Genomic DNA, 19,209 nt, shown 5'->3' on the forward strand with positions numbered 1-19,209 from the left:
TTCCGACTACGTCGGCGGCCCCTCCACCACCGCTTCGCGGCGGTCCCCCTCCCCCGGTGGGGGAGGATTTGCTTGCCTCTCCTCCTCGCCGCCTGCTCCGGCGGCGGCTCCGCCGGCAACAGCGCCACCCCGCAGGACCTCGAATCCGCCGCGGTCGAGCGCGGCCTCGTCCGCGACCCTTCGGACACCGGCGTCACCGGCCTCTATGCCCGCGACACCGACCGCGTCTGCGTGATCCGCAAGGGGGACGCCTACCGCATCGGCGCGTTCGTCGACTATGGCGACGGCCTGTCCTGCGCCGGCTCCGGCACGGCGACGCGCGCGGGCGAGACGCTGTCGGTCCGTCTGGAAGGGAAAGGCGGCATCGCCTGCGCCTTCGACGCGCGGTTCGACGGCGACCGCATCACCTTCCCCGCCAATGTCCCGGCCGAATGCGCCAAATTCTGCGGTCCACGCGCTTCCTTCGCAGCGCTCGACGCCGATCGCCTGAGCGAATCCGCGGCCGAGGCGCGCGCACTGCGCAGCGCCGACGGCACCCGGCTCTGCGACGATTGACGTTAACGTAAGCCGGGCGTAAATCTGCGGCATGGCAACGACCATCAAGACGGTGGCCAGCTTCGCACCGATCGAGGCCCGGCCGGACAAGGAGAGCTTCTCGATCTCGGACCTCTGCGCCGAGTTCGAGGTGACGGCACGGGCGCTGCGCTTCTACGAGGACGAGGGACTGATCGCGCCGGAGCGCCGCGGCCTCGCGCGCATCTATTCGCACCGCGACCGCGCGCGCCTCGCCTGGATCCTGCGCGGCAAGCGAGTCGGCTTCAGCCTCGCCGAGATCCGCGAGATGATCGACCTTTACGACGTCGGCGACGGCCGCAAGACCCAGCACCAGGTCACGCTCGACAAGTGCCGCGCGCGCATCGAGCTGCTCGAGCGCCAGAAGGTCGACATCGACGCCCACATCGCCGAGCTCGAAGATTTCGTCGCGGTCCTCGAAGGCCGCGCGCAACCCATCAAATAAGAACAGGACCCGAGAGATGCCGCAATATACGCCCCCCGTGCGCGACACCCGCTTCGTGCTCGACCGCGTCCTCAAGATCGATCGCTACGCCAATCTGCCCGGTTTCGCCGCAGCGACGCCCGACGTCGTCAGCGCGGTGCTCGAGGAGGGGGGCAAGTTCGTCGCCGAGGTCCTCTTCCCGCTCAACCATTCGGGCGACCAGCAGGGCTGCACCCGCAACCCCGACAGCAGCGTCACCACCCCCGACGGATTCAAGGAAGCGTACAACCAGTTCGTCGAGAGCGGCTGGGGCACGCTCTCCGCGCCCGAGCAGTTCGGCGGGCAGGGCATGCCGCACGTCGTCTCGACCGCGTTTCAGGAGTTCATGATCAGCTCGAACATGGCCTTCGCCATGTATCCGGGCCTCACCCACGGCGCGATCGCCGCGCTGCTCGCCAAGGGCAGCCCCGAGCAGCAGGCGATGTATGTGCCGAAGATGGTGTCGGGTGAGTGGGGCGGCACCATGAACCTGACCGAACCGCATTCCGGTACCGATCTCGGCCTCATCAAGACCCGCGCCGAGCCGAATGCCGACGGCAGCTGGTCGATCACCGGCACGAAGATCTTCATCTCATCGGGCGAGCACGACCTCACCAGCAACATCATCCACCTCGTCCTCGCCAAGACCCCGGGCGCGCCGGAGAGCAGCAAAGGCATCTCGCTGTTCGTGGTGCCCAAGATCCTCGTCAACGACGATGGCTCGCTCGGCGAGCGCAACGCGGTGTCGTGCGGCTCGATCGAGCACAAGATGGGCATCCACGGCAACTCGACCTGCGTCATGAACTATGACGGCGCGACCGGCTGGCTGGTCGGCGAAGAGATGAAGGGCCTCGCCGCGATGTTCATCATGATGAACGCCGCGCGCCTCGGCGTCGGCTTGCAGGGGCTCGGCATCGGCGAGGTCGCCTATCAGAACGCCGTCCAATATGCCGAGGACCGCCGCCAGGGCCGCGCGCTCACCGGCCCGGCCGAGCCCAATGAAAAGGCCGACACGCTCTTCGTCCATCCCGACGTCCGCCGCATGCTGATGGAGGCCAAGGCGATGACCGAGGGGCTGCGCGCCTTGTGCCTGTGGGGCGGCCTCCAGGTCGATCTCGCGCATCAGGCCGCGACCGAGGAGGAGCGCCAGCTCGCCGACGACCTCGTTGGCCTGCTCACCCCGGTGATCAAGGGCGTCGGCACCGATGCCGGCTACAAGATCGCGACCGACGCGCAGCAGGTTTATGGCGGCCATGGCTACATCGCCGAATGGGGCATGGAGCAATATGTCCGCGATGCCCGCATCTCGATGATCTATGAGGGCACTAACGGCGTCCAGGCGATGGACCTGGTCGGCCGCAAGCTCGCCCAGAATGGCGGCCGCGCGATCCAGGCCTTCTTCAAGGTCGTCGGCGAGGAAGTCGCCGTCGCCAAGTCCAAGCCTGAACTCACGAGCTTCGCCGAGGCGCTGGAGAAGGCCAATGGCCAGCTCCAGGCCGCGACCATGTGGTTCATGCAGAACGGCATGCAGAACCCCAACCAGGTCGGCGCCGGCGCCTATAGCTACATGCAGCTCACCGGCATCGTCGCGATTGGCCTGATGTGGCTGCGCATGGCCGAAGCCGCGGTCGAGGCGCTCGCCTCGGGCGAGGCTGAGGGAGCTGATTTCAATCGGGCGTTCCTGGAGGCCAAGCTGGTCACCGCCCGCTTCTACGCCGAGCGCATCATGCCCGACGCGGGCGCGCTGCGGCGCAAGATCGAGGGCGGCGCGGACAGCATCATGGCGCTGCCGCCTGAGATGTTCCGGGCAGCATGAGGGGTGGGGGCGCTGCGGCTGGCCGCGGCGTTTAGATCGCTTTCTTCATGCTCAGTGCTGCGAACAAGTGTCCAGTTGCCAACGTTCCTGTACGGAGTTTCCACTCAGGAGCGATCCGCGCAAGGAAATAGTTCCAGCTCTCCGGACTCCAGAAGTTGATGTGGCCCGCGTAGGAATCAAACTCCGCATTGTACTCCTTGGCGGGAAATTGATCCTTCCGCCCATCGGGAACCGTCAATACGAGCGTGCCGGCGGCTGACACAATATCGAGCAGGCGCCGGACAACCGCTTCGGGATCTACCGTGTGCTCGAGCACTTCCATCAGAAACACCACGTCGTAGCGCGATGATTCAGGAAGGTCCGAGAGCGCGCAGAAGAACAGTTCGGCGTCAGGGCAGGCCCGCTTGGCCATCGCGAGCTTCACATCGCTGATGTCGCATCCAAAGAGGGAGGCTTCCGGGTATCTTGCGCGCATGAGGCGCAGCAGGCACCCTGCGTGGCACCCGATGTCCAGAACGCGCTTGCCCGCGATTTCGACTTCTTCGGCATCGCATTGATCGAGCAGAAGGCGAGCCATCGCAAGACGGCTTGCGTCGAAGTAGTCTTCAAGAAATTCTGGTGTCGGCCATTGTCCGGTCAGCGCGTTGTGCTGCACCACCGGAAGTATCTCATGGAGCAAGCTAACAGAGTTGCGGGCGTCGGCTGAGGTCGGCTGGTACTGCTCGTCAGGTTCCGACCTTACAATCCTGTAGCCGCGACGCGCAAACATGGATTGAACCAGTTTTTTGCCCTGGAGCATCGGAGCATGGATCATCTGTCCTCCTTCGCGCGAGCGCGTGAGTTGTGGAAATCCGAACTCGAGTATGCTTCGATGCTGCCGCAGCCGCCCGCTATAGGCAACCGCACCGCTTGCCACACACCCCAGTCTAAACACGATCGAACCCAACCTCGGCCAGTTGGTCCGCTAGAGAGCATGGTCGTTTAATCGGGATCAGGATTGGCGCGGCAGCACATTGACCCCGTACCGCGGCCATTCCGGGCGGATCAGGTGGTGGCGCACATAGGGCTTGCCCTCACAGGTCAACTCGAACACCGTCGTGGGGTCGTCGGGCGCCGCCTCGGGCAGGTCGAGCAGGCGGAGCGACCAGGCGTCCTGCTCGAACTTCACCGGCGCGCCGGTCTTGAGCAGCCTCGCCGACAGGATCTTGGTCCGCACCCCGCCCACGGCGACGGTGGTTTCCGGGCGAAGGAAGTCGAGGATCCCGGCCGCCGGGCTCTTCGACGGCCAGCAATAGACATGGACGTAGAGCTTGTCCTTCGCCTTGGTGAAGTTGGTGTAGTTGCCGAACGCCCCGGCGGCGCGGCCGTCCGCGTCGTAGATCGATGCGCCGTTGATCTTGAGCCAGTCCCCGACACGCCCGAGGATCTCGACCGACGGCTGCGGCACCGACCCGTCCGCCTCGGGCCCGATGTTGAGCAGGAAGTTGCCGCCCTGCTGCACGCACAACGTCAGGTCGTTGACGATCCGCGTCGGCGATTTCCATTCGTCGTCGGTGCGCTGATAGCCCCAGCCGAGGTTCATCGTCTCGCAGGTTTCCCAGGCGCGGCTGTCGGCCGCCACCTTGTGCTCGGGCGTCGAGAAATCGCCGGCCAGCCCGTTGCGGTTGTTGACGATGATGTCGGGCTGAAGCTCGAACACCATCTTGTTCATGTCCGCCGCACGCCATTGCGCCGGGGTGAGCGGCCAGTCGACATCGTACCACAGGATGTCGATCTTGCCGTAGTTGGTCAGCAATTCGTGGACCTGGGCATGGGCGAAGGCGACGAAACGCTCGCGCGCCGCGGGATCGTCCTTGCACCGCGCGCCGTCCGGGTAGTGCCAGTCCATCAGCGAGTAATAGAGCCCGACGCGAAGCCCCTCGGTCCGCGCCGCCTCGACGAACTCGCGGACGATGTCGCGCTTCGCGCCCTGCCGGGCCGAGTTATAGTCGGTCTGTTTGGTATCCCACAGGCAGAAGCCTTCATGGTGTTTGGTGGTGAGCACCATGTATTTCTGCCCCGCGCGTTTCGCGAGCTTCGCCCATTCGCGCGCGGCGCCGGGCTTGGGCCGGAAATGCCGCGCCAGCCGCTCATATTGCGGGATCGGAATCCCCTCATTCTCCATCGCCCATTCCTGGTGGCCGATGATGCTGTAGAGGCCGTAGTGAATGAACATCCCGAACTTGGCCTCGTGCCACCACTGCATGCGGCGTGCGCGCGTTTCCTCCTGATAGGGGAGCTTCGCCGGGGCTGCGGCGGCGCTGTTGCCGTCGGCTTCCTGGGCATGGCCGGACGCGGCGACGAACGGGAGCGCGCCGGCAGCGCCGGCATAGGCGAAGAAGTTCCTGCGATCGATGCGGTCCATTCGGCGCTCCCCTCGGCATGTCCCCCGTTCGACGCAGGTTCTAAACCTGTCTTACAAGAATAGATGGCCGATGCAACTGACGCTGCCCTAGGAATGTAACCGGTTCCATGGCATATCGACGGTCAATCGGGGAGGCGTCGGGCATGTTGAGGCCAATCTTAGCGGGGCTCTTTGCGATGTTCCTCGCGTTGCCGGTGCAGGCGCAGCGTCCGGACGCCGGCCCGATCAAAAGGCCCGCCCAGGCCCGCACCGAATTCGACCTCGAGACCGCCACCATCGCCGACATCAATCGAGCGATCGACAGGGGGGCCTTGACCTCGGAGCAGCTTGTCCGGTTGTCGCTCGCCCGCATTCGGATCTACGAGCCGAAACTCCACGCGATCATCACGCTGAATCCGCGCGCGCTCGATGAAGCACGGGCTTTGGACATCGAGCGGCGGCGGAAGGGCCGCAGGTCGCCGCTCCACGGCATTCCCGTGCTCATCAAGGATAACATCAACACCCGCGATCTCCCCACCACGCTCGGCTTCTATGGCTTGAAAGGCGCACAAGCCGTCTCGGACGCAGCCGTCGTCGCCAGGTTGCGCGCCGCCGGCGCGATCATTCTCGCCAAAACGAATCTCAGCGAGCTCGCCTCAGGGCCGCCGATGAGCTCGCTGGGCGGACAGACCCGCAATCCCCACAATCTGGCCTATAGTCCGGCGGGATCGTCGAACGGGACCGCGGTGGGAATCGCCGCGGGCTACGCGCCGATCGGCATCGCCACCGATACGACGGGCTCGGCGCGCTGGCCCGCGGCGACGAACGGCGTGGTGGGGATGCGTCCGACCATGGGTCTTTTCAGTCCGGTCGGCGTCCAGCCGAACGCGCCGACGCTCGATACGGTGGGGATCATGACGCGGTCGGTCGCTGACGTGGCCGTGGTCGCTCATGTCCTCGCGCAGGAACCGGTACTGGCGGAACCCAGGCTCGGTCGCGACGCCTTGCGCGGCGTGCGGATCGGCTTTCCCCGTACCACCTTCTCGGGGGACGATCCCGAGATCGATGCGGCCACTGCGCGCGCGCTCGAGACGTTGCGGGCAAGCGGCGCGACCGTGATCGATATCGATTTGCCCGATTGGCTCATCCGTCTTTCAGACAGCTTGCAGGCATTGCTGGTCCAGTCCGAGTCCGTTCCAAGCCTTGACGCCTATCTGTCGGCGTCCTTCCCGCCGCCCTGGCCAAGGAGTCACGCAGCGATCCTGGCGATGAGCGAGGCGCTGATGCGAAGCCCCGTCCCGGGCGCTGTTGCGAACCCGGGCCGGCTCAGCGGATATCGCTGGGAGGCGGCGGCGCTGCCGTTCGAAGATCCCGTGTACGTGGCGGCGCGCAAAGAGGGGCGCCAATTCTTCCGGGCATCGCTGTCCGCGATCCTGAAACGCTATGATGTGCGCGCGATCGTCTATCCGACGCAGACGATGCGCATTAACAAGCTGGCGAAGGCGCCCGTGCGTAACGCGCGTGGGCTGTTCGGCAATTTCGCGCCCGCTCTCGCCAGCATCGCGGGATGGCCGGACATCACGGTGCCGGCGGGGGCGACGCCGGAGGGCCTGCCCGTAGGCATTTCGTTCCTGGGGCCCGCCTCCAGCGACGGGCAGCTATTGGCCTGGGCTTTCGCCTTCGAGCAACACGCGCATGCCCTGCGCCAACCTCCCGAGACACCCCCATTGCCGGGCGAGCGCTTTGCCTATTAGGAGCCTCGAAATGAAGTCAGGTCCCTTGATGGGGTGCGGATTGGCCGCCATCGCCTTGCTTCTGGTCGCCGCTGCTTCGGCGCGGGGCGGCGTCTATGGCGCAAGCCGCATGACAGCTGCGGCCGCGGCTAAGCATAGCGTCCTCACCTGGGCCGACCCCAGCAAGACCTATCGCTGGGATGGTGATGGAATCGCCGGCATGCCGATCCTCATCAAGGACAATGTCGAGACACGCGACATGCCGACGACCGCCGGCTCGTTCGCCTTGTCGCGAAACGCGCCCGGCAGGGACGCGCCGCTGGTCGCGCGCTTGCGCGCAGCCGGGGCAGTGATCCTCGGCAAGACCAATCTTTCGGAATGGGCAAATTTCCGTTCGTCTGCGTCCATTCCCGGATGGAGCGCCATTGGCGGCCAGACCCGGAATGCGTTCGACGCTGCGCGGACGCCCTGCGGCTCCTCGGCGGGAAGCGCGGTGGCGGTCGCCATCGGCCTGGCTCCGGCGGCGATCGGAACCGAAACCGACGGCTCGATCACCTGCCCGGCATCGGTCAACGGCGTGGTCGGATTCAAGCCGACGGTCGGGCTGGTCAGCCGCACGAATGTCATTCCGATCAGCGCCTCGCAAGATACGCCCGGCCCGATCGCCCGCACCGTGCGGGAGGCCGCTTGGGTGTTGACCGCGATCGCGGGCAGCGACGCGCGGGATTCGGCCACCGCCGAAGCGGATGCCCACAAGATGAACTATGCCGCTGTCCTAAACCGCAAGGCGCTGCACGGCGCACGCATCGGAGTCATGCGCTTCGCGCTTTCCGCCTATTCCGCCGAGACACGGCTCTTGTTCGAACGCGCGGTGCGGCAGATGCGCGCCGCGGGCGCCGAGATCGTCGACATTGCGGAAGCGCCGGCCGAGCATGACAAGATCGGCAACTGGGAGTTCCAGGTGCTCGCGACCGAGTTCAAGCACGGATTGAACGCCTATCTCGCGTCCACACGGCCCGACCAGGTGAAAGCGAGGACGCTCAGCCAGCTCATCGCCTTCAATGCCACGCAGCCTCGGGAGATGCAGTTCTTCGGCCAGGAAACCTTTGAACGTGCCGAGGCGGCGCCGGACATCGACGATCCTGTCTATCTCAATGCGCGCGCCAGGGCCCGCCGCGCGGCGGGGCCGGACGGCATCGACAGGATGATGTCGAGATACCGCGTCGTGGCGCTGATCGCGCCGACCACGTCACGTGCCGCAACGCTGGACCGCAACGACGCGGATCGAATGCAAGGTTCTGCAAGCCAGTTGCCGGCGGTGGCGGGCTATCCGCATCTGACCGTTCCAATGGGACGAGATCGAGGAATGCCTGTGGGAATCAGCTTCATCGCGGGCAAATGGCAGGATGCCCGCGTGCTGTCGCTTGGCTATGCCTTCGAACATGCGAACCGAGTGAAACCGGGCACAAGACTGCGGTCGCCCAATTCCCCTTGAGCCGCCTCCGCATCCCGCCATAACAGGCGCATGCTTCTTCCCGACATTCCGCTCCAGCCGCTCGAGCGTGGTCAGCTCAACGTGATGCGCTTCGCCGGTGCGGTCACCACCACAATCGTCACCGTGGGCGCCGGAGTGACCAGCTGGGGTGTCAGCCACGCCGTCCCATGGCTCCCGGTCTGGGCCGCGCCGCTCGCCGTCGTGCTGCTCGGCCTGTGGTCGATCGCGCTCGCGCCGCGGCGCTGGGCGCGCTGGGGGTGGGCGTGGACGGGCAAGGAGCTGCACGTCGCCTCGGGCTGGCTGACGCGCAGCCACACCATCGTCCCGGCCTCGCGCGTCCAGCATATCGACGTGACGCAGGGGCCGGTCGAGCGAATGTTCGGTGTGTCGACCCTCGTGCTCCACACCGCTGGCACCGCCAATAGCGAGGTCGATCTGCCCGGCATCTCGCGCGAGACCGCCGAGGAGATTCGCGACGCGATCCGCGAGCATCTCTCGAGCGATCCCTGGTGAGTGACAGCGTGACCGATCACGGGCCGAAGCGAGTCCATCCGGGCTCGATCGCGATCGATTTCCTGCGCCGCGCGCCGCAGACGGTGATCGGCCTTCCCGCGATCGCGGGCTGGACCTCGGGGCGCGGGATCGGCTGGATCCTGCTCGCCGCCGTGGTGGTGGGCGCGGTGATGCTGTTCTTCACCTGGATCGGCTGGCGGCGCTTCACCTACACCGTGGGCGCGCGCGAGCTGGTGATCGAGCGCGGGCTGCTCAACCGCAGCCGCCGCTCGATCCCGCTCGAGCGGATCCAGGACGTGTCGATCGAGCGCAAGCCGCTCGCGCGCTTGTTCGGCCTTGCCGAGGTGCGGGTGGAAACGGGCGGCGGCGAGAAGGACGAGGCTGTATTGGACAGTGTCTCCGTCGCCGAGGCGGAACGTCTACGCGCCGCGCTGCGCGGCCAGGCGTCGGGTATCGACATGTTCTCCGTTGACGAGGGGAACGCGGACACCCCCGAATCCGCATCCCTCCCCATCATTTTCCAAATGTCCCTCCCGCGCGTGTTGCTGCTCGGGGCGTTCAGCTTCTCGCTGGTATGGATTGCCGCACTGTTCGGCGGCCTCCAGTTCTTCGACCAGTTCCTCGATCTCGGCTTCGATCAGGTGAGGGATTGGGCGGAGGTCGCAAGGGACGAGGTGCAGGCCCGCTTCAGCATCGCCGCTGCCCTGAGCGTGGCGGGCATCGCCCTGGCCCTGGGCGTGGTTAGCGGCGTGATCCGCGCGCTGCTGCGCGAATATGGCTTCACGCTGCGCGCGGGCGCCGGCCGCTTCCGCCGCACGCGGGGCCTGCTGACCCGGAGCGAGGTGGTGGTGGCGATGCGCCGCATCCAGCTCGCGATGGTCCAGCGCGGACCTCTGCGCGGGCTGTTCGGCTGGAATGCGCTGAGCGTCCAGACGCTGGGCGGCAGCAACGATCCGAGCGGGCGCCAGGCGATGGCGCCGCTCGCGCGCGAGCATGAGGTGGCGCGGATCGTCGATATCGCCGGGCTCCCGCCCTTCGAACGGCTCCCGTTGCGTCCGGTGGCGGCGGGGCATGTGATCCGCTCGCTAGTGCTTGCGCTGCCCTGGCCGATGCTGGTGATCGGCGCGGCCGTGATGGTGACGCCGCTCGCCTGGTTCGGCCTGCTGCTGTTGATCCCGCTGGCGATCGCCGCTTTGCTCCAGCGCCGCTTTCACCGCTATGCGCTGCGCCACACCAGCCTGCAGGTGATGCGCGGCGTGATCGCCCAGCGCGACTGGATCGTGCCGTTCGAGAATGTGCAGGTGGTCACGCTGCGCGCAGGTTGGCTGCAGCGGCGGCTGGGGATCGCGAGCGTGCTGGTGGACACCGCGGGTGCGGGCGGGGGCGGCGCGCCGGACGTGGTCGACTTGAACCTTCCCGATGCGCGCGCGCTGGCGGCGGGTCTGGTCGAGCGGATCGGCTAGCGTCCGGCGGCGGGTGTTGCGCTCGGCTGTGGTGCTGGCACCATCACGGGCGGCGGAGTCACTTCGCTCTTGCGGCGGATGCCGGCGAGGCCGTCCGGCGCTGCGGGCTTGGCGGCGGGATCGACGCGGATCGCGTTGAGATCGGGCGTTATGGCCGGAGCGGTTACGGCGGGCATACGCCGCATGCACTGCACCGGGCTGGGGCGCTTGAACTCGGCGCAGTTCCACAATGCCTTGCCGAACCCCTGGGTCTGATCGCGCAGATAGCTGAACGACATCGTCTCGATCTGCCCGGGATTGGGCGCCGCGCCGGCGGTCGGCACCTTGCTGTGATCGGTCCAGCCGAGAAACTTGCAGAAGGGCCGCTCGCCGCAGGTGCGGATCGCGAGGGCGGCGAAGGCGTCCGCGCCCATATTGCGGTCGAGCGCGGCATGGAAGACGTTGCGGGCCTCCCCCGTCACCGGCTGCGGAATGGCGGATTCCGGGATCGTCGCGGGATCAATCGCCACGCCCGTAATCGCCACCCCCTCGATCGTCAGCACGGCGGGATCCCCGCCCGTGGCATGCACCGGCGAGAGGTGCGCCATCTTCGCAATCACCGGCTCGGCGCCGGCATAAGCGCGGCGGAAGGCGGGCGGGGTGCCCCACCAGCCGGTCCAGCGGAAGAATAGATGGGTGTGCACCTCGGCCACCTTGTCGAGGCTGGCGCTCCAATAGGGCACCACCCAGTCGGTATGATAATGGGTCGAATGGCCTACTTTTGTATAGACATATCCATGGAGCGCCTGCCGTGCGACGTCGCGCGCGCGCTCCCATGCCGTCGGGGATGGCGTACGCCGCATCGCACCATCGCACGTGAAGGTGAACTGGCAACCGATGCGCCGTTCCTGGCCCTGGAATACGACGCCGCACACCGTCTTGGGGAAAGCCGGATGGCGAAGACGATTGAGCACCACCTGCGCCACGGCCCGCTGGCCGACGGCATCGTCGCCCGCCTCGTACCAGGTGGCGGCCGCGAGGCAGTCGACCGCGCGTGTCTGGTCATCCGCACCGCCAGTGACGACGAAGGGCCGCGCAGCCGGGTTGGGCGCGGTGGAGAAGGGAATCGAGGCGTTGTAGCGTCGCGCCTCGCCCATCGGCAGCGCGGCAAGGCGCACTGGCTCGACCGGCGGCAGCTCCGCCTGGGGCACGACTCGTTTGGGTTTCTTGACGTCGGCCAGCGTGGGCGCGTTCTCGACGGGAACGCGCGGTTTGTTGAGCACGATCAGCAGCGGGGCGGCGATCGCCAGCAGGGCGGTGAGCGCCAGCGCCAACCACAGGCCAGGCGTGATCGCGCGCGCGGTTTCTGCGGCGGGAGCGGGGCTGGTCACGAGCGTGTGCTATCCTCTGGCGGCAAAGGCCGACGCCCATAACGCACGCGTGACGAAGTTGGAACCATGCGCGGCTGGAGCGGCGATGTGCCGCTCCGGAACCACGCTCAACTTTCCGGCAGGAAGTCGGGGACGCTGAGATAGCGCTCGCCGGTATCATAGTTGAAGCCGAGCACGCGCGATCCGGCGGGAAGGTCGGGCAGCTTCTTGGCGATCGCCGCGAGTGTCGCGCCCGAACTGATGCCGATCAGCACACCCTCCTCGCGCGCGGCGCGGCGGGCATATTCCTTGGCGTCACCGGCATCGACTTGGATCGCGCCGTCGATCGCGTCGGTATGGAGGTTACGCGGCACGAAGCCCGCGCCGATGCCCTGAATCGGGTGCGGGCCGGGCTGGCCACCCGAGATCACCGGCGAGAGCTCCGGCTCGACCGCATAGACCTTGAGGTTCGGCCAGCTCTTCTTGAGCGTCTCGGCGACGCCGGTGATGTGACCGCCGGTGCCGACGCCGGTGATGATCACGTCGAGCGGCGAATCGGCGAAGTCCTTGAGGATCTCCTGCGCGGTGGTCTTCACATGGACGTCGATATTCGCCGGATTCTCGAACTGCTGCGGCATCCACGCGCCGGGAGTCGATTCGACGATCTCGATCGCGCGCTCGATCGCGCCCTTCATTCCCTTCTCGCGCGGGGTGAGGTCGAAGGTCGCGCCATAGGCGAGCATCAGGCGGCGGCGCTCGAGGCTCATGCTCTCGGGCATCACCAGCACGAGCTTGTAGCCCTTGACCGCGGCGACCATGGCGAGGCCGACGCCGGTGTTGCCGCTGGTCGGCTCGACGATCGTGCCGCCGGGCTTGAGGCTGCCGTCGGCCTCGGCCGCCTCGATCATCGACAGCGCGATGCGGTCCTTGATCGAGCCGCCGGGATTCGAGCGCTCCGACTTGATCCACACCTCCGCGCCGGGGAAGAGGCGCTGGACGCGGATGTGCGGCGTGTTGCCGATCGTCTCGAGGATGGTGTTGGCCTTCACGTCTTCGTCTCCTCAGCAATAGGCTCCACAAGGGTCACGGGCGGGTCGAACGTTCGAGCCCTCCGCAATTCGGGGAAGATACGCGCCCACCACGCAGTTACCAAGATGGCGAGCACGCCGCCGCCGACGGTCGCGACGACCGGTCCGATCGCAGCGGCGAGAAAGCCCGAGCGCGCCTCGCCGAGCTCGTTCGAGCTCGAGACGAACAGCGTCGAGACCGAGCCGACCCGCCCGCGCATCGCGTCGGGCGTGTAGAGCTGGATCAGCGAGGAGCGGACATAGACCGAGATCATGTCGAACGCCCCCAGCGCGGCGAGCGCGGCGAGCGAGACGAGGACCGCGGGGGCGAAGTCGCTGCCGATCATCGCCGGCCCCCACCAGCTCGACATCAGCGGGCCGGCCCAGCCGAACACGACGGTCGCCACGCCGAAGCCGACGACCGACCACAGCATCTTCACCCCGACATTGGTCTTGAGCGGGCGCCACGACAGGACCAGCGCGACCACCACCGCGCCCACCGCGGGCGCCGCGCGCAGGTGGCCGAGGCCGTCGGCGCCGGTCATCAGGATATCGCGCGCATAGATCGGTAGCATCGCGGTGGCGCCGCCGAGCAGCACCGCGAACATGTCGAGCGAGATCGCGCCGAGCACGAGGCGGTTGCGGCGGACATAATGGAGGCCGTCGACCATCTGGCGGAACGGGCTTCCGGTGCGCGCGATCTGGCTGCGCGGGACCGGCTTCACGAGCAGCATCATCAGGAGCGAGATCAGGAACAGGCCGCCGGACACGGCATAGGGCAGGGCAGGCGACGCCGCGTAGAGATAGCCGCCCATCGCCGGGCCGGCGATCGACCCGACCTGCCAGGCGAGCGCGCTGAGCGCGATCGCGGTGGGGAGCGAGGCTGCGGGCACGAGGTTGGGCGCGAGCGCCTGCTGTGCCGGCGCGAGGAAGGCGCGGGCAACGCCGAGCAAGGCCGCGACGCCGAAGAGGGCGGGAAGCGACACGGTGCCCTGCCAGGTGAGCCAGGCGAGGCTCAGCGCGCAGAACACCTCGAGCGCGATCGCGGCGCGGATGATCCAGCGCCGGTCGAGCCGGTCGGCGACCCAGCCGGTGACCAGGGTCAGCGCGAGCAGCGGCAGGAACTGGGCGAGCCCGACCAGCCCCAGCTGGAGCGCGGCCCGCTTGATCCCCATCGTCTCACGCGCGATGTCGTAGACCTGCCAGCCGATCACCACCACCATCGAGAGCCCGGCAAGCGTCGAGGCGAGCCGGGCGATCCAGTAGGCGCGGTAATTGTGGATGGCGAAGGGATGAGCGGCCATGCGATCCTGGTGTCAGGCCGCCCATCGGGAACGGAGCGGCGTCACGGGCCTCTAGGGGCTCCGCACCGGGTCGCGCAACGAAGGATTCGTCGCGCGCGTCATTTGTGTTTTTGGCCGGGATTTCCGCGAACGCGGGTCAGCCGAGCGCGGGGAGCGGGGGCCGGCTGCCGATATAAGCCACGGCCGGCCGGTCGAGCGGAAAGCCGATATGGCTGAGGCGGCCGAGCAACTGCCGCGCGCGGTTGGCGAGCGCGAGCCGCGCATCGACCGCCGCCGGGGCCGCGAGCAAGTCCGGCGCGATCACCAGCCCCTCCGGGACGCGGCGCAGCTTGCCGGCGGCGACCAGCGTCTCGATGTTGCGCGACACGGTCGCATAGGGGAGGCCGAGGATGCGCGCCACGGTGCTCGGCTTGACCGGCGCCAGATGAGGCCCCGCGCTATGCGCGAAGCGGCGATTGGCCCATTCGATCGCGAAGATCAGGGCGAGCCGCGTCCAGTTCTCCTTGCGCTGGTGATGGCATTCGACCGTGGCGAGAAGCAGGTCGAAGGCGATGCCGATCCCGCCGCGCGGATCATAGGTGACGCCGGGCCGCGGCTCGGAAAGCATGAAGTTGGCGGCGCGGACGTCCTCGACGAGGCGCACGAGTAGATCGTGGCACTGGTCGGCCATCTGCGCCACCCGCGGATCGCAGATCACCTGCAACGGCACCGCGAGGCCAGCGTCGCTGCGGACGAGCAGTCCGGCGTCGATCAGCATGTTGGCTTGGCGCCGGATCGTCTCGAACGGTCGCGCGAGCGAGGCGGCGAGGGCGTTCACGCTGACCGGATGCGAGCGCCCCGGTCCCGCATCGAACGGGCCGCACGCGCGCGCGGCGGCGGCGAAGATCATCGCGCGGTTGGGCGCGCCGAACGCGCCGATCCCGGCCGACATGGCGCAGGCCGCGAACTCTGCCAGCAATCCTTCGAACAACGGCCCCTGCAGGGGCGCCGCAGCCTGATGCTGTTGGGCTGGTTCAAACGCCATCGTGCGACGGCAACCCAGCTATGACGTTACAACGCACCAACGCCTTGAATTCCCCCAATTCGAGGTGAAGTGAAGGCGTAATTGGCGCGATGCGCAACGCGTCAGCTACTCATTTTGCGCGAATGGCCATGAGAGTGTCGCCATTTCGGGTAGTTTTGAGGACGAGATCGCCTCCCCTTGCAATCCTTGCAATGCGCCCGTCAGCGCTGAAGCTTCGCCATGATCGTCATCGCCTGTTCGCTACCCGATTTGGGCACGATCTCGCCCATCCGGTCGGTGATCGCCGCCCAGTTCGCCGCAACACCCTCCGGGCTGAGCTCCTCGCCCTGCAGCCGCACGCCCGGCGTCAGCGTGACATAGGCCGCCTGGAACACGCCCGCGCCCGCGCCGATGATCATGTTGGTGGGCGCGTCCTCGCTGACCAGGAACAGCGCCGCCGGTACCACGCTTTCGGGCGTGAACGCCTTGAACGCGGCTTCGGGGAAGATGTCCTCGGTCATCCGCGTGCCGGCGGTGGGCGCGATGGTGTTGACGCGGATGTCGTATTTCGCGCCCTCGAGATAGAGCGTCCTGGCGAGCCCGGCGAGGCCGAGCTTGGCGGCGCCATAGTTCGCCTGGCCGAAATTGCCGAACAGGCCGGTCGACGAGGCTGTCATCAGGATGCGGCCGTAATTCTGCTCGCGCATCGTCGCCCACACCGCCTTGGTGACGTTGGCGGAGCCATTGAGGTGCACGTCGACGACGAAGCGGAAATCCTCCGGCTCCATGTTCGCGAAACTCTTGTCGCGCAGCACGCCGGCATTGTTGATCAGGATGTGGACGCCGCCCCATTTCTCCGTGGCCTGGACGACCATCTCCTCCATCTGGGCATAGTCGGTGACGCTGCCGCCATTTGCGATCGCCTCGCCGCCGGCTGCCGCGATCTCCTCCACGACCTGAAGTGCCGCGTTCGAATGGCCCGTGCCGTCGCGTGTGGCGCCCAGATCGTTCACCACCACCTTCGCGCCGCGCCTGGCGAGTTCGAGCGCATAGGCGCGGCCCAGGCCGCCGCCTGCGCCCGTCACGATGGCGATGCGTCCGTCGAAGCTGATGCTCATGTCCCCTCCCTGGCTGTGAGACGTTTAGTGACGCCTGCTCCCGTGATTCACAAGGGACAGCAAAAGGTGGTGAACGTGGCGTAGGGGTTGAATCGCCCTCGACGGTCCTGCAAGGGTTGATCCATGTCGTCCGGGGTTGATTCCGGGGGAGCGTTCGATGTTTCAGTGGGTGAGCGGCCGGTTCAATTGCATGCGCGGCAAGCACGCGCGTTCGCAAGCAGCTGTCCGTCCGATCGGCGGCACCTATGAAAGCAAATGCGCCTATTGCGGCGTGCCGATGCTGCGGCTCGCCAAGCGAAGCTGGATCGTCAAGCGGTAAGGCAGCGCGGCGCGCCTGCGCCACGCCGCCTTGCGGTCAGCCGCCGCGCTGGCGGCAATTGTCGAACTGGCCCTTCTTGCAGACGGGATATTTGTCCAGCGGCGGGGGCGGCGGGAACGCCTGGGTCGGCGTCTGCGGATTGGCCTGGAAGACCACCTGCTGGCCCGGTTGCGCCGGGGCGGCAAGCGGCGGGGTCGCGGGCTGATAGCCGCCGACGGGATCCTCACCCGCCGGCGCGGCGGGCGCGGCCGGCGCCGTAGGGGCGGTCTCCTGCGCGGGCGGCGTGGTCTGCGTGTCCTGGGCGAGGGCGGCGGTGCCGCTCATCGCGAGCGCTGCAGCAAGGGCGAGCAGCTTCATGGCATGTCCTCCTGACATTTGTCGGGTCAGAGCGAGTTTGCTCGGCCCGCCAACGCATCAGGCAGGGAATCTTTCCCTCGTTTCGCACCCGTTCCCGGGCAGCTGGGCTCAGTGTCCGGCGTCCAGCGCGTAGCCGGCGGAGCGGACGGTGCGGATGATATCCGGGCGATTGCCGATGTTGATCGCCTTGCGCAGCCGCCGGATATGGACGTCGACGGTGCGGCTCTCGATGTCGCTGTCATGCCCCCAAACGGCATCGAGCAGGCGCTCGCGCGAGAACACCCAGCCGGGATGCTCGAGGAAATGCTTGAGCAGGCGGAACTCGGTCGGGCCGAGCGGCACGACGTCGCCGCCGCGACGCACCTTGTGGCCGACCGTGTCCATCTCGATGTCCGAATAGGTCAGCGCCTCGCCTGCGAGCGCGGGGCGCACGCGGCGCAGCACGGCGCCGACCCGGGCGACGAGCTCGCGCGGGGAGAAGGGCTTGGTGACATAGTCGTCGGCGCCGGTCTCGAGCCCGCGGACGCGGTCCTCCTCCTCGCCCCGCGCCGTCAGCATGATGATCGGGACGTTGGCGGTCTCGCTCATCCGGCGCAGGCGGCGGCACACCTCGATCCCCGACAGGCTCTCGACCATCCAGTCGAGCAGCACGATGTCGGGCGCGCTCTCCTTGGCGAGCAGCAATGCTTCCTCGCCGTCGGGCGTATGACGGACGTCGAAATCCTCGCGCTTGAAATGGTAGGTGAGGAGTTCGGCGAGCGCTGCATCGTCCTCGACCAGCAGCATGCGTGCGCGGCTCATATCAATTCTCCGCGGTATCCGTATCGCGATCCGCCAGATACTGCCCGGTCGCGGCGAAATACACCATCTCCGCAACATTGGTGGCGTGATCGCCGATCCGCTCGATATTCTTGGCGACGAACAGCAGGTGTGCGACTTCGCTGACCGTGCGCGGATTCTCGACCATATAGGTCACGAGGGTACGGAAGATGCTGTCGTAGAAATCGTCGAGCCGGTTGTCGCGCTCGGACACGCGAATCGCGGCTTCCGCGTCGCGCGAGGCGAAGGCGTCGAGTACGTCATGCACCATGTCGGCGGCCATTTGCGCCATCGACGGCAGCACCGAGATTGCCTCGATCCGGCCCGTATCGGGGGTGTGGACCAGCGGGACGCGTTTGGCGATGTTCTTGGAATAATCGCCAATCCGCTCGAGCACCGCCGCGATCTTGAGTGCAGCGACCACCTCGCGCAGGTCATCGGCCATCGGCGCGCGCAGCGCGATCACGCGCACCGCGAGCTTCTCGACCTCGGATTCGATCGCGTCGATCGCCTTGTCCTTGGCGCGGACCTGCTTGGCCAGCTCGGTGTCGTTGCGCTCCAGCGCCAGCATCGCATCGGCGATCGCTTCCTCGGCGAGGCCGCCCATCTGCGAGATCAGCGCGCGCAGATGGCCGATATCCTCGTCGAACGCCTTGACGGTATGTTCGTGACCGGTCGCCATCAGCCGTACCTTCCAGTGATATAGTCTTTCGTGCGCTCCTGCCGGGGCGCGGTGAAGATCTGGTCGGTCTCACCATATTCGACAAGCGTGCCGAGATGGAAGAAGGCGGTGCGCTGCGAGACGCGCGCGGCCTGCTGCATGTTATGCGTAACGATCACGATCGCATAGCGGCCGCGCAGCTCGTGGATCAGCTCCTCGATCTTGGCTGTCGCGATCGGATCGAGCGCCGAGCACGGCTCGTCCATCAGGATCACCTCGGGATCGACCGCGATCGCGCGGGCGATGCACAGGCGCTGCTGCTGGCCGCCCGACAGCGCGGTGCCGCTGTCCTGGAGGCGATCCTTGACCTCCTCCCACAAGCCGGCGCGCTTGAGCGAGCGCTCGACGATCTGGTCCATGTCGCCCTTGGCGCGTGCCAGCCCGTGAATGCGCGGGCCATAGGCGACATTCTCGTAGATCGACTTGGGGAAGGGGTTCGGCTTCTGGAACACCATCCCGACGCGGGCGCGCAGCTGCACCACGTCCATCGTCTTGTCGTAGATATTCTCGCCGTCGAGCGTGATGTCGCCTTCGACCCGCGCGCTCGCGACGGTGTCGTTCATGCGGTTGAGCGTGCGCAGGAAAGTCGACTTGCCGCAGCCCGACGGGCCGATAAAGGCAGTGACATTCTCCATGTCGACGTCGATCGAGACGTCGCGAATGGCCTGTTTCTCGCCATAGAAGACGTTGACGCCGCGCGCCGCCATCTTGGG

The 19,209-nt window shown here is 67.1% G+C and carries 19 protein-coding genes; 8 read left to right on the plus strand and 11 right to left on the minus strand.

Annotated elements, in window-relative coordinates; genetic code table 11:
• Positions 1-72: 72 nt before the first annotated feature.
• The 3 genes from OK349_RS18030 to OK349_RS18040 are packed head-to-tail and all read left to right on the plus strand — an operon-like array spanning position 73 to position 2,852.
• On the plus strand, positions 73-555 hold the full coding sequence (locus OK349_RS18030; protein ID WP_265119311.1) for a hypothetical protein: 483 nt from the start codon (positions 73-75) through the stop codon (positions 553-555).
• A 31-nt stretch (positions 556-586) separates the two neighbouring features.
• Complete coding sequence (locus OK349_RS18035; protein ID WP_265119312.1) at positions 587-1,018, plus strand: MerR family transcriptional regulator; 432 nt, start codon at positions 587-589, stop codon at positions 1,016-1,018.
• A 16-nt stretch (positions 1,019-1,034) separates the two neighbouring features.
• A complete protein-coding gene (locus OK349_RS18040) occupies positions 1,035-2,852 on the plus strand; it encodes an acyl-CoA dehydrogenase C-terminal domain-containing protein (protein WP_265119313.1) in 1,818 nt (605 codons plus the stop codon).
• Between the two features lie 31 nt (positions 2,853-2,883).
• Here OK349_RS18040 and OK349_RS18045 read toward each other — a convergent pair whose 3' ends face one another.
• Both OK349_RS18045 and OK349_RS18050 read right to left on the minus strand, forming a co-directional pair.
• Complete coding sequence (locus tag OK349_RS18045; protein WP_265119314.1) at positions 2,884-3,666, minus strand: class I SAM-dependent methyltransferase; 783 nt, start codon at positions 3,664-3,666, stop codon at positions 2,884-2,886.
• Between the two features lie 177 nt (positions 3,667-3,843).
• Entirely contained in the window at positions 3,844-5,256 is a 1,413-nt protein-coding gene (locus tag OK349_RS18050) for an alpha-L-fucosidase (RefSeq protein ID WP_265119315.1), read from the minus strand.
• Between the two features lie 176 nt (positions 5,257-5,432).
• On the opposite strand from OK349_RS18050, the gene OK349_RS18055 reads away from it, so the two are divergent.
• The 4 genes from OK349_RS18055 to OK349_RS18070 are packed head-to-tail and all read left to right on the plus strand — an operon-like array spanning position 5,433 to position 10,439.
• Entirely contained in the window at positions 5,433-6,989 is a 1,557-nt protein-coding gene (locus tag OK349_RS18055) for an amidase (RefSeq protein WP_265119316.1), read from the plus strand.
• Positions 6,990-6,999: 10 nt separating this feature from the next.
• On the plus strand, positions 7,000-8,463 hold the full coding sequence (locus tag OK349_RS18060) for an amidase (RefSeq protein ID WP_265119317.1): 1,464 nt from the start codon (positions 7,000-7,002) through the stop codon (positions 8,461-8,463).
• Positions 8,464-8,493: 30 nt separating this feature from the next.
• Positions 8,494-8,976 (plus strand): PH domain-containing protein, encoded by a 483-nt coding sequence (locus OK349_RS18065; protein ID WP_265119318.1) that lies wholly within the window; start codon positions 8,494-8,496, stop codon positions 8,974-8,976.
• A complete protein-coding gene (locus OK349_RS18070; protein WP_265119319.1) occupies positions 8,973-10,439 on the plus strand; it encodes a PH domain-containing protein in 1,467 nt (488 codons plus the stop codon). Before OK349_RS18065 ends, OK349_RS18070 begins: the two co-directional genes overlap by 4 nt.
• Here OK349_RS18070 and OK349_RS18075 read toward each other — a convergent pair.
• From OK349_RS18075 to OK349_RS18095, 5 genes are all read right to left on the minus strand, one after another.
• Entirely contained in the window at positions 10,436-11,809 is a 1,374-nt protein-coding gene (locus OK349_RS18075) for a cell wall hydrolase (RefSeq protein ID WP_265119320.1), read from the minus strand. The two genes, OK349_RS18070 and OK349_RS18075, sit on opposite strands and share 4 nt — an antisense overlap.
• A gap of 107 nt (positions 11,810-11,916) precedes the next feature.
• On the minus strand, positions 11,917-12,837 hold the full coding sequence (cysK, locus tag OK349_RS18080) for a cysteine synthase A (protein ID WP_265119321.1): 921 nt from the start codon (positions 12,835-12,837) through the stop codon (positions 11,917-11,919).
• A complete protein-coding gene (locus OK349_RS18085) occupies positions 12,834-14,159 on the minus strand; it encodes an MFS transporter (protein WP_265119322.1) in 1,326 nt (441 codons plus the stop codon). Before OK349_RS18085 ends, cysK begins: the two co-directional genes overlap by 4 nt.
• A gap of 136 nt (positions 14,160-14,295) precedes the next feature.
• A complete protein-coding gene (locus OK349_RS18090) occupies positions 14,296-15,183 on the minus strand; it encodes a hypothetical protein (protein WP_265119323.1) in 888 nt (295 codons plus the stop codon).
• Between the two features lie 200 nt (positions 15,184-15,383).
• Positions 15,384-16,280 carry an SDR family NAD(P)-dependent oxidoreductase gene (locus OK349_RS18095; protein WP_265119324.1) on the minus strand — a complete coding sequence of 299 codons (897 nt, stop codon included), beginning with the start codon at positions 16,278-16,280 and terminating at the stop codon, positions 15,384-15,386.
• A gap of 157 nt (positions 16,281-16,437) precedes the next feature.
• On the opposite strand from OK349_RS18095, the gene OK349_RS18100 reads away from it, so the two are divergent.
• Entirely contained in the window at positions 16,438-16,599 is a 162-nt protein-coding gene (locus OK349_RS18100) for a hypothetical protein (RefSeq protein ID WP_265119325.1), read from the plus strand.
• A gap of 36 nt (positions 16,600-16,635) precedes the next feature.
• On the opposite strand, the gene OK349_RS18105 is transcribed toward OK349_RS18100, so the two are convergent.
• From OK349_RS18105 to pstB, 4 genes are all read right to left on the minus strand, one after another.
• On the minus strand, positions 16,636-16,956 hold the full coding sequence (locus OK349_RS18105; RefSeq protein WP_265119326.1) for a hypothetical protein: 321 nt from the start codon (positions 16,954-16,956) through the stop codon (positions 16,636-16,638).
• A gap of 108 nt (positions 16,957-17,064) precedes the next feature.
• Complete coding sequence (phoB, locus tag OK349_RS18110; protein WP_265119327.1) at positions 17,065-17,757, minus strand: phosphate regulon transcriptional regulator PhoB; 693 nt, start codon at positions 17,755-17,757, stop codon at positions 17,065-17,067.
• Position 17,758: 1 nt separating this feature from the next.
• Entirely contained in the window at positions 17,759-18,457 is a 699-nt protein-coding gene (gene phoU / locus OK349_RS18115) for a phosphate signaling complex protein PhoU (protein WP_265119328.1), read from the minus strand.
• On the minus strand, positions 18,457-19,203 hold the full coding sequence (gene pstB, locus OK349_RS18120) for a phosphate ABC transporter ATP-binding protein PstB (RefSeq protein ID WP_265119571.1): 747 nt from the start codon (positions 19,201-19,203) through the stop codon (positions 18,457-18,459). The genes phoU and pstB overlap by 1 nt, the downstream gene beginning before the upstream one ends.
• Positions 19,204-19,209: the final 6 nt, after the last annotated feature.

Source organism: Sphingomonas sp. BT-65, assembly GCF_026107375.2.
GTDB lineage: Bacteria > Pseudomonadota > Alphaproteobacteria > Sphingomonadales > Sphingomonadaceae > Sphingomonas.

Bases quoted from the DNA above. Each gene is read 5' to 3' on its own strand.
- OK349_RS18045 (WP_265119314.1), bottom strand. From the start codon at position 3,666: ATGATCCATGCTCCGATGCTCCAGGGCAAAAAACTGGTTCAATCCATG.
- OK349_RS18060 (WP_265119317.1), top strand. From the start codon at position 7,000: ATGAAGTCAGGTCCCTTGATGGGGTGCGGATTGGCCGCCATCGCCTTG.
- OK349_RS18085 (WP_265119322.1), bottom strand. From the start codon at position 14,159: ATGGCCGCTCATCCCTTCGCCATCCACAATTACCGCGCCTACTGGATC.
- OK349_RS18050 (WP_265119315.1), bottom strand. From the start codon at position 5,256: ATGGACCGCATCGATCGCAGGAACTTCTTCGCCTATGCCGGCGCTGCC.
- OK349_RS18095 (WP_265119324.1), bottom strand. From the start codon at position 16,280: ATGAGCATCAGCTTCGACGGACGCATCGCCATCGTGACGGGCGCAGGC.
- OK349_RS18100 (WP_265119325.1), top strand. From the start codon at position 16,438: ATGTTTCAGTGGGTGAGCGGCCGGTTCAATTGCATGCGCGGCAAGCAC.
- OK349_RS18035 (WP_265119312.1), top strand. From the start codon at position 587: ATGGCAACGACCATCAAGACGGTGGCCAGCTTCGCACCGATCGAGGCC.
- OK349_RS18090 (WP_265119323.1), bottom strand. From the start codon at position 15,183: ATGGCGTTTGAACCAGCCCAACAGCATCAGGCTGCGGCGCCCCTGCAG.
- OK349_RS18065 (WP_265119318.1), top strand. From the start codon at position 8,494: ATGCTTCTTCCCGACATTCCGCTCCAGCCGCTCGAGCGTGGTCAGCTC.
- OK349_RS18055 (WP_265119316.1), top strand. From the start codon at position 5,433: ATGTTCCTCGCGTTGCCGGTGCAGGCGCAGCGTCCGGACGCCGGCCCG.
- phoB (WP_265119327.1), bottom strand. From the start codon at position 17,757: ATGAGCCGCGCACGCATGCTGCTGGTCGAGGACGATGCAGCGCTCGCC.
- OK349_RS18105 (WP_265119326.1), bottom strand. From the start codon at position 16,956: ATGAAGCTGCTCGCCCTTGCTGCAGCGCTCGCGATGAGCGGCACCGCC.
- OK349_RS18040 (WP_265119313.1), top strand. From the start codon at position 1,035: ATGCCGCAATATACGCCCCCCGTGCGCGACACCCGCTTCGTGCTCGAC.
- pstB (WP_265119571.1), bottom strand. From the start codon at position 19,203: ATGGCGGCGCGCGGCGTCAACGTCTTCTATGGCGAGAAACAGGCCATT.
- phoU (WP_265119328.1), bottom strand. From the start codon at position 18,457: ATGGCGACCGGTCACGAACATACCGTCAAGGCGTTCGACGAGGATATC.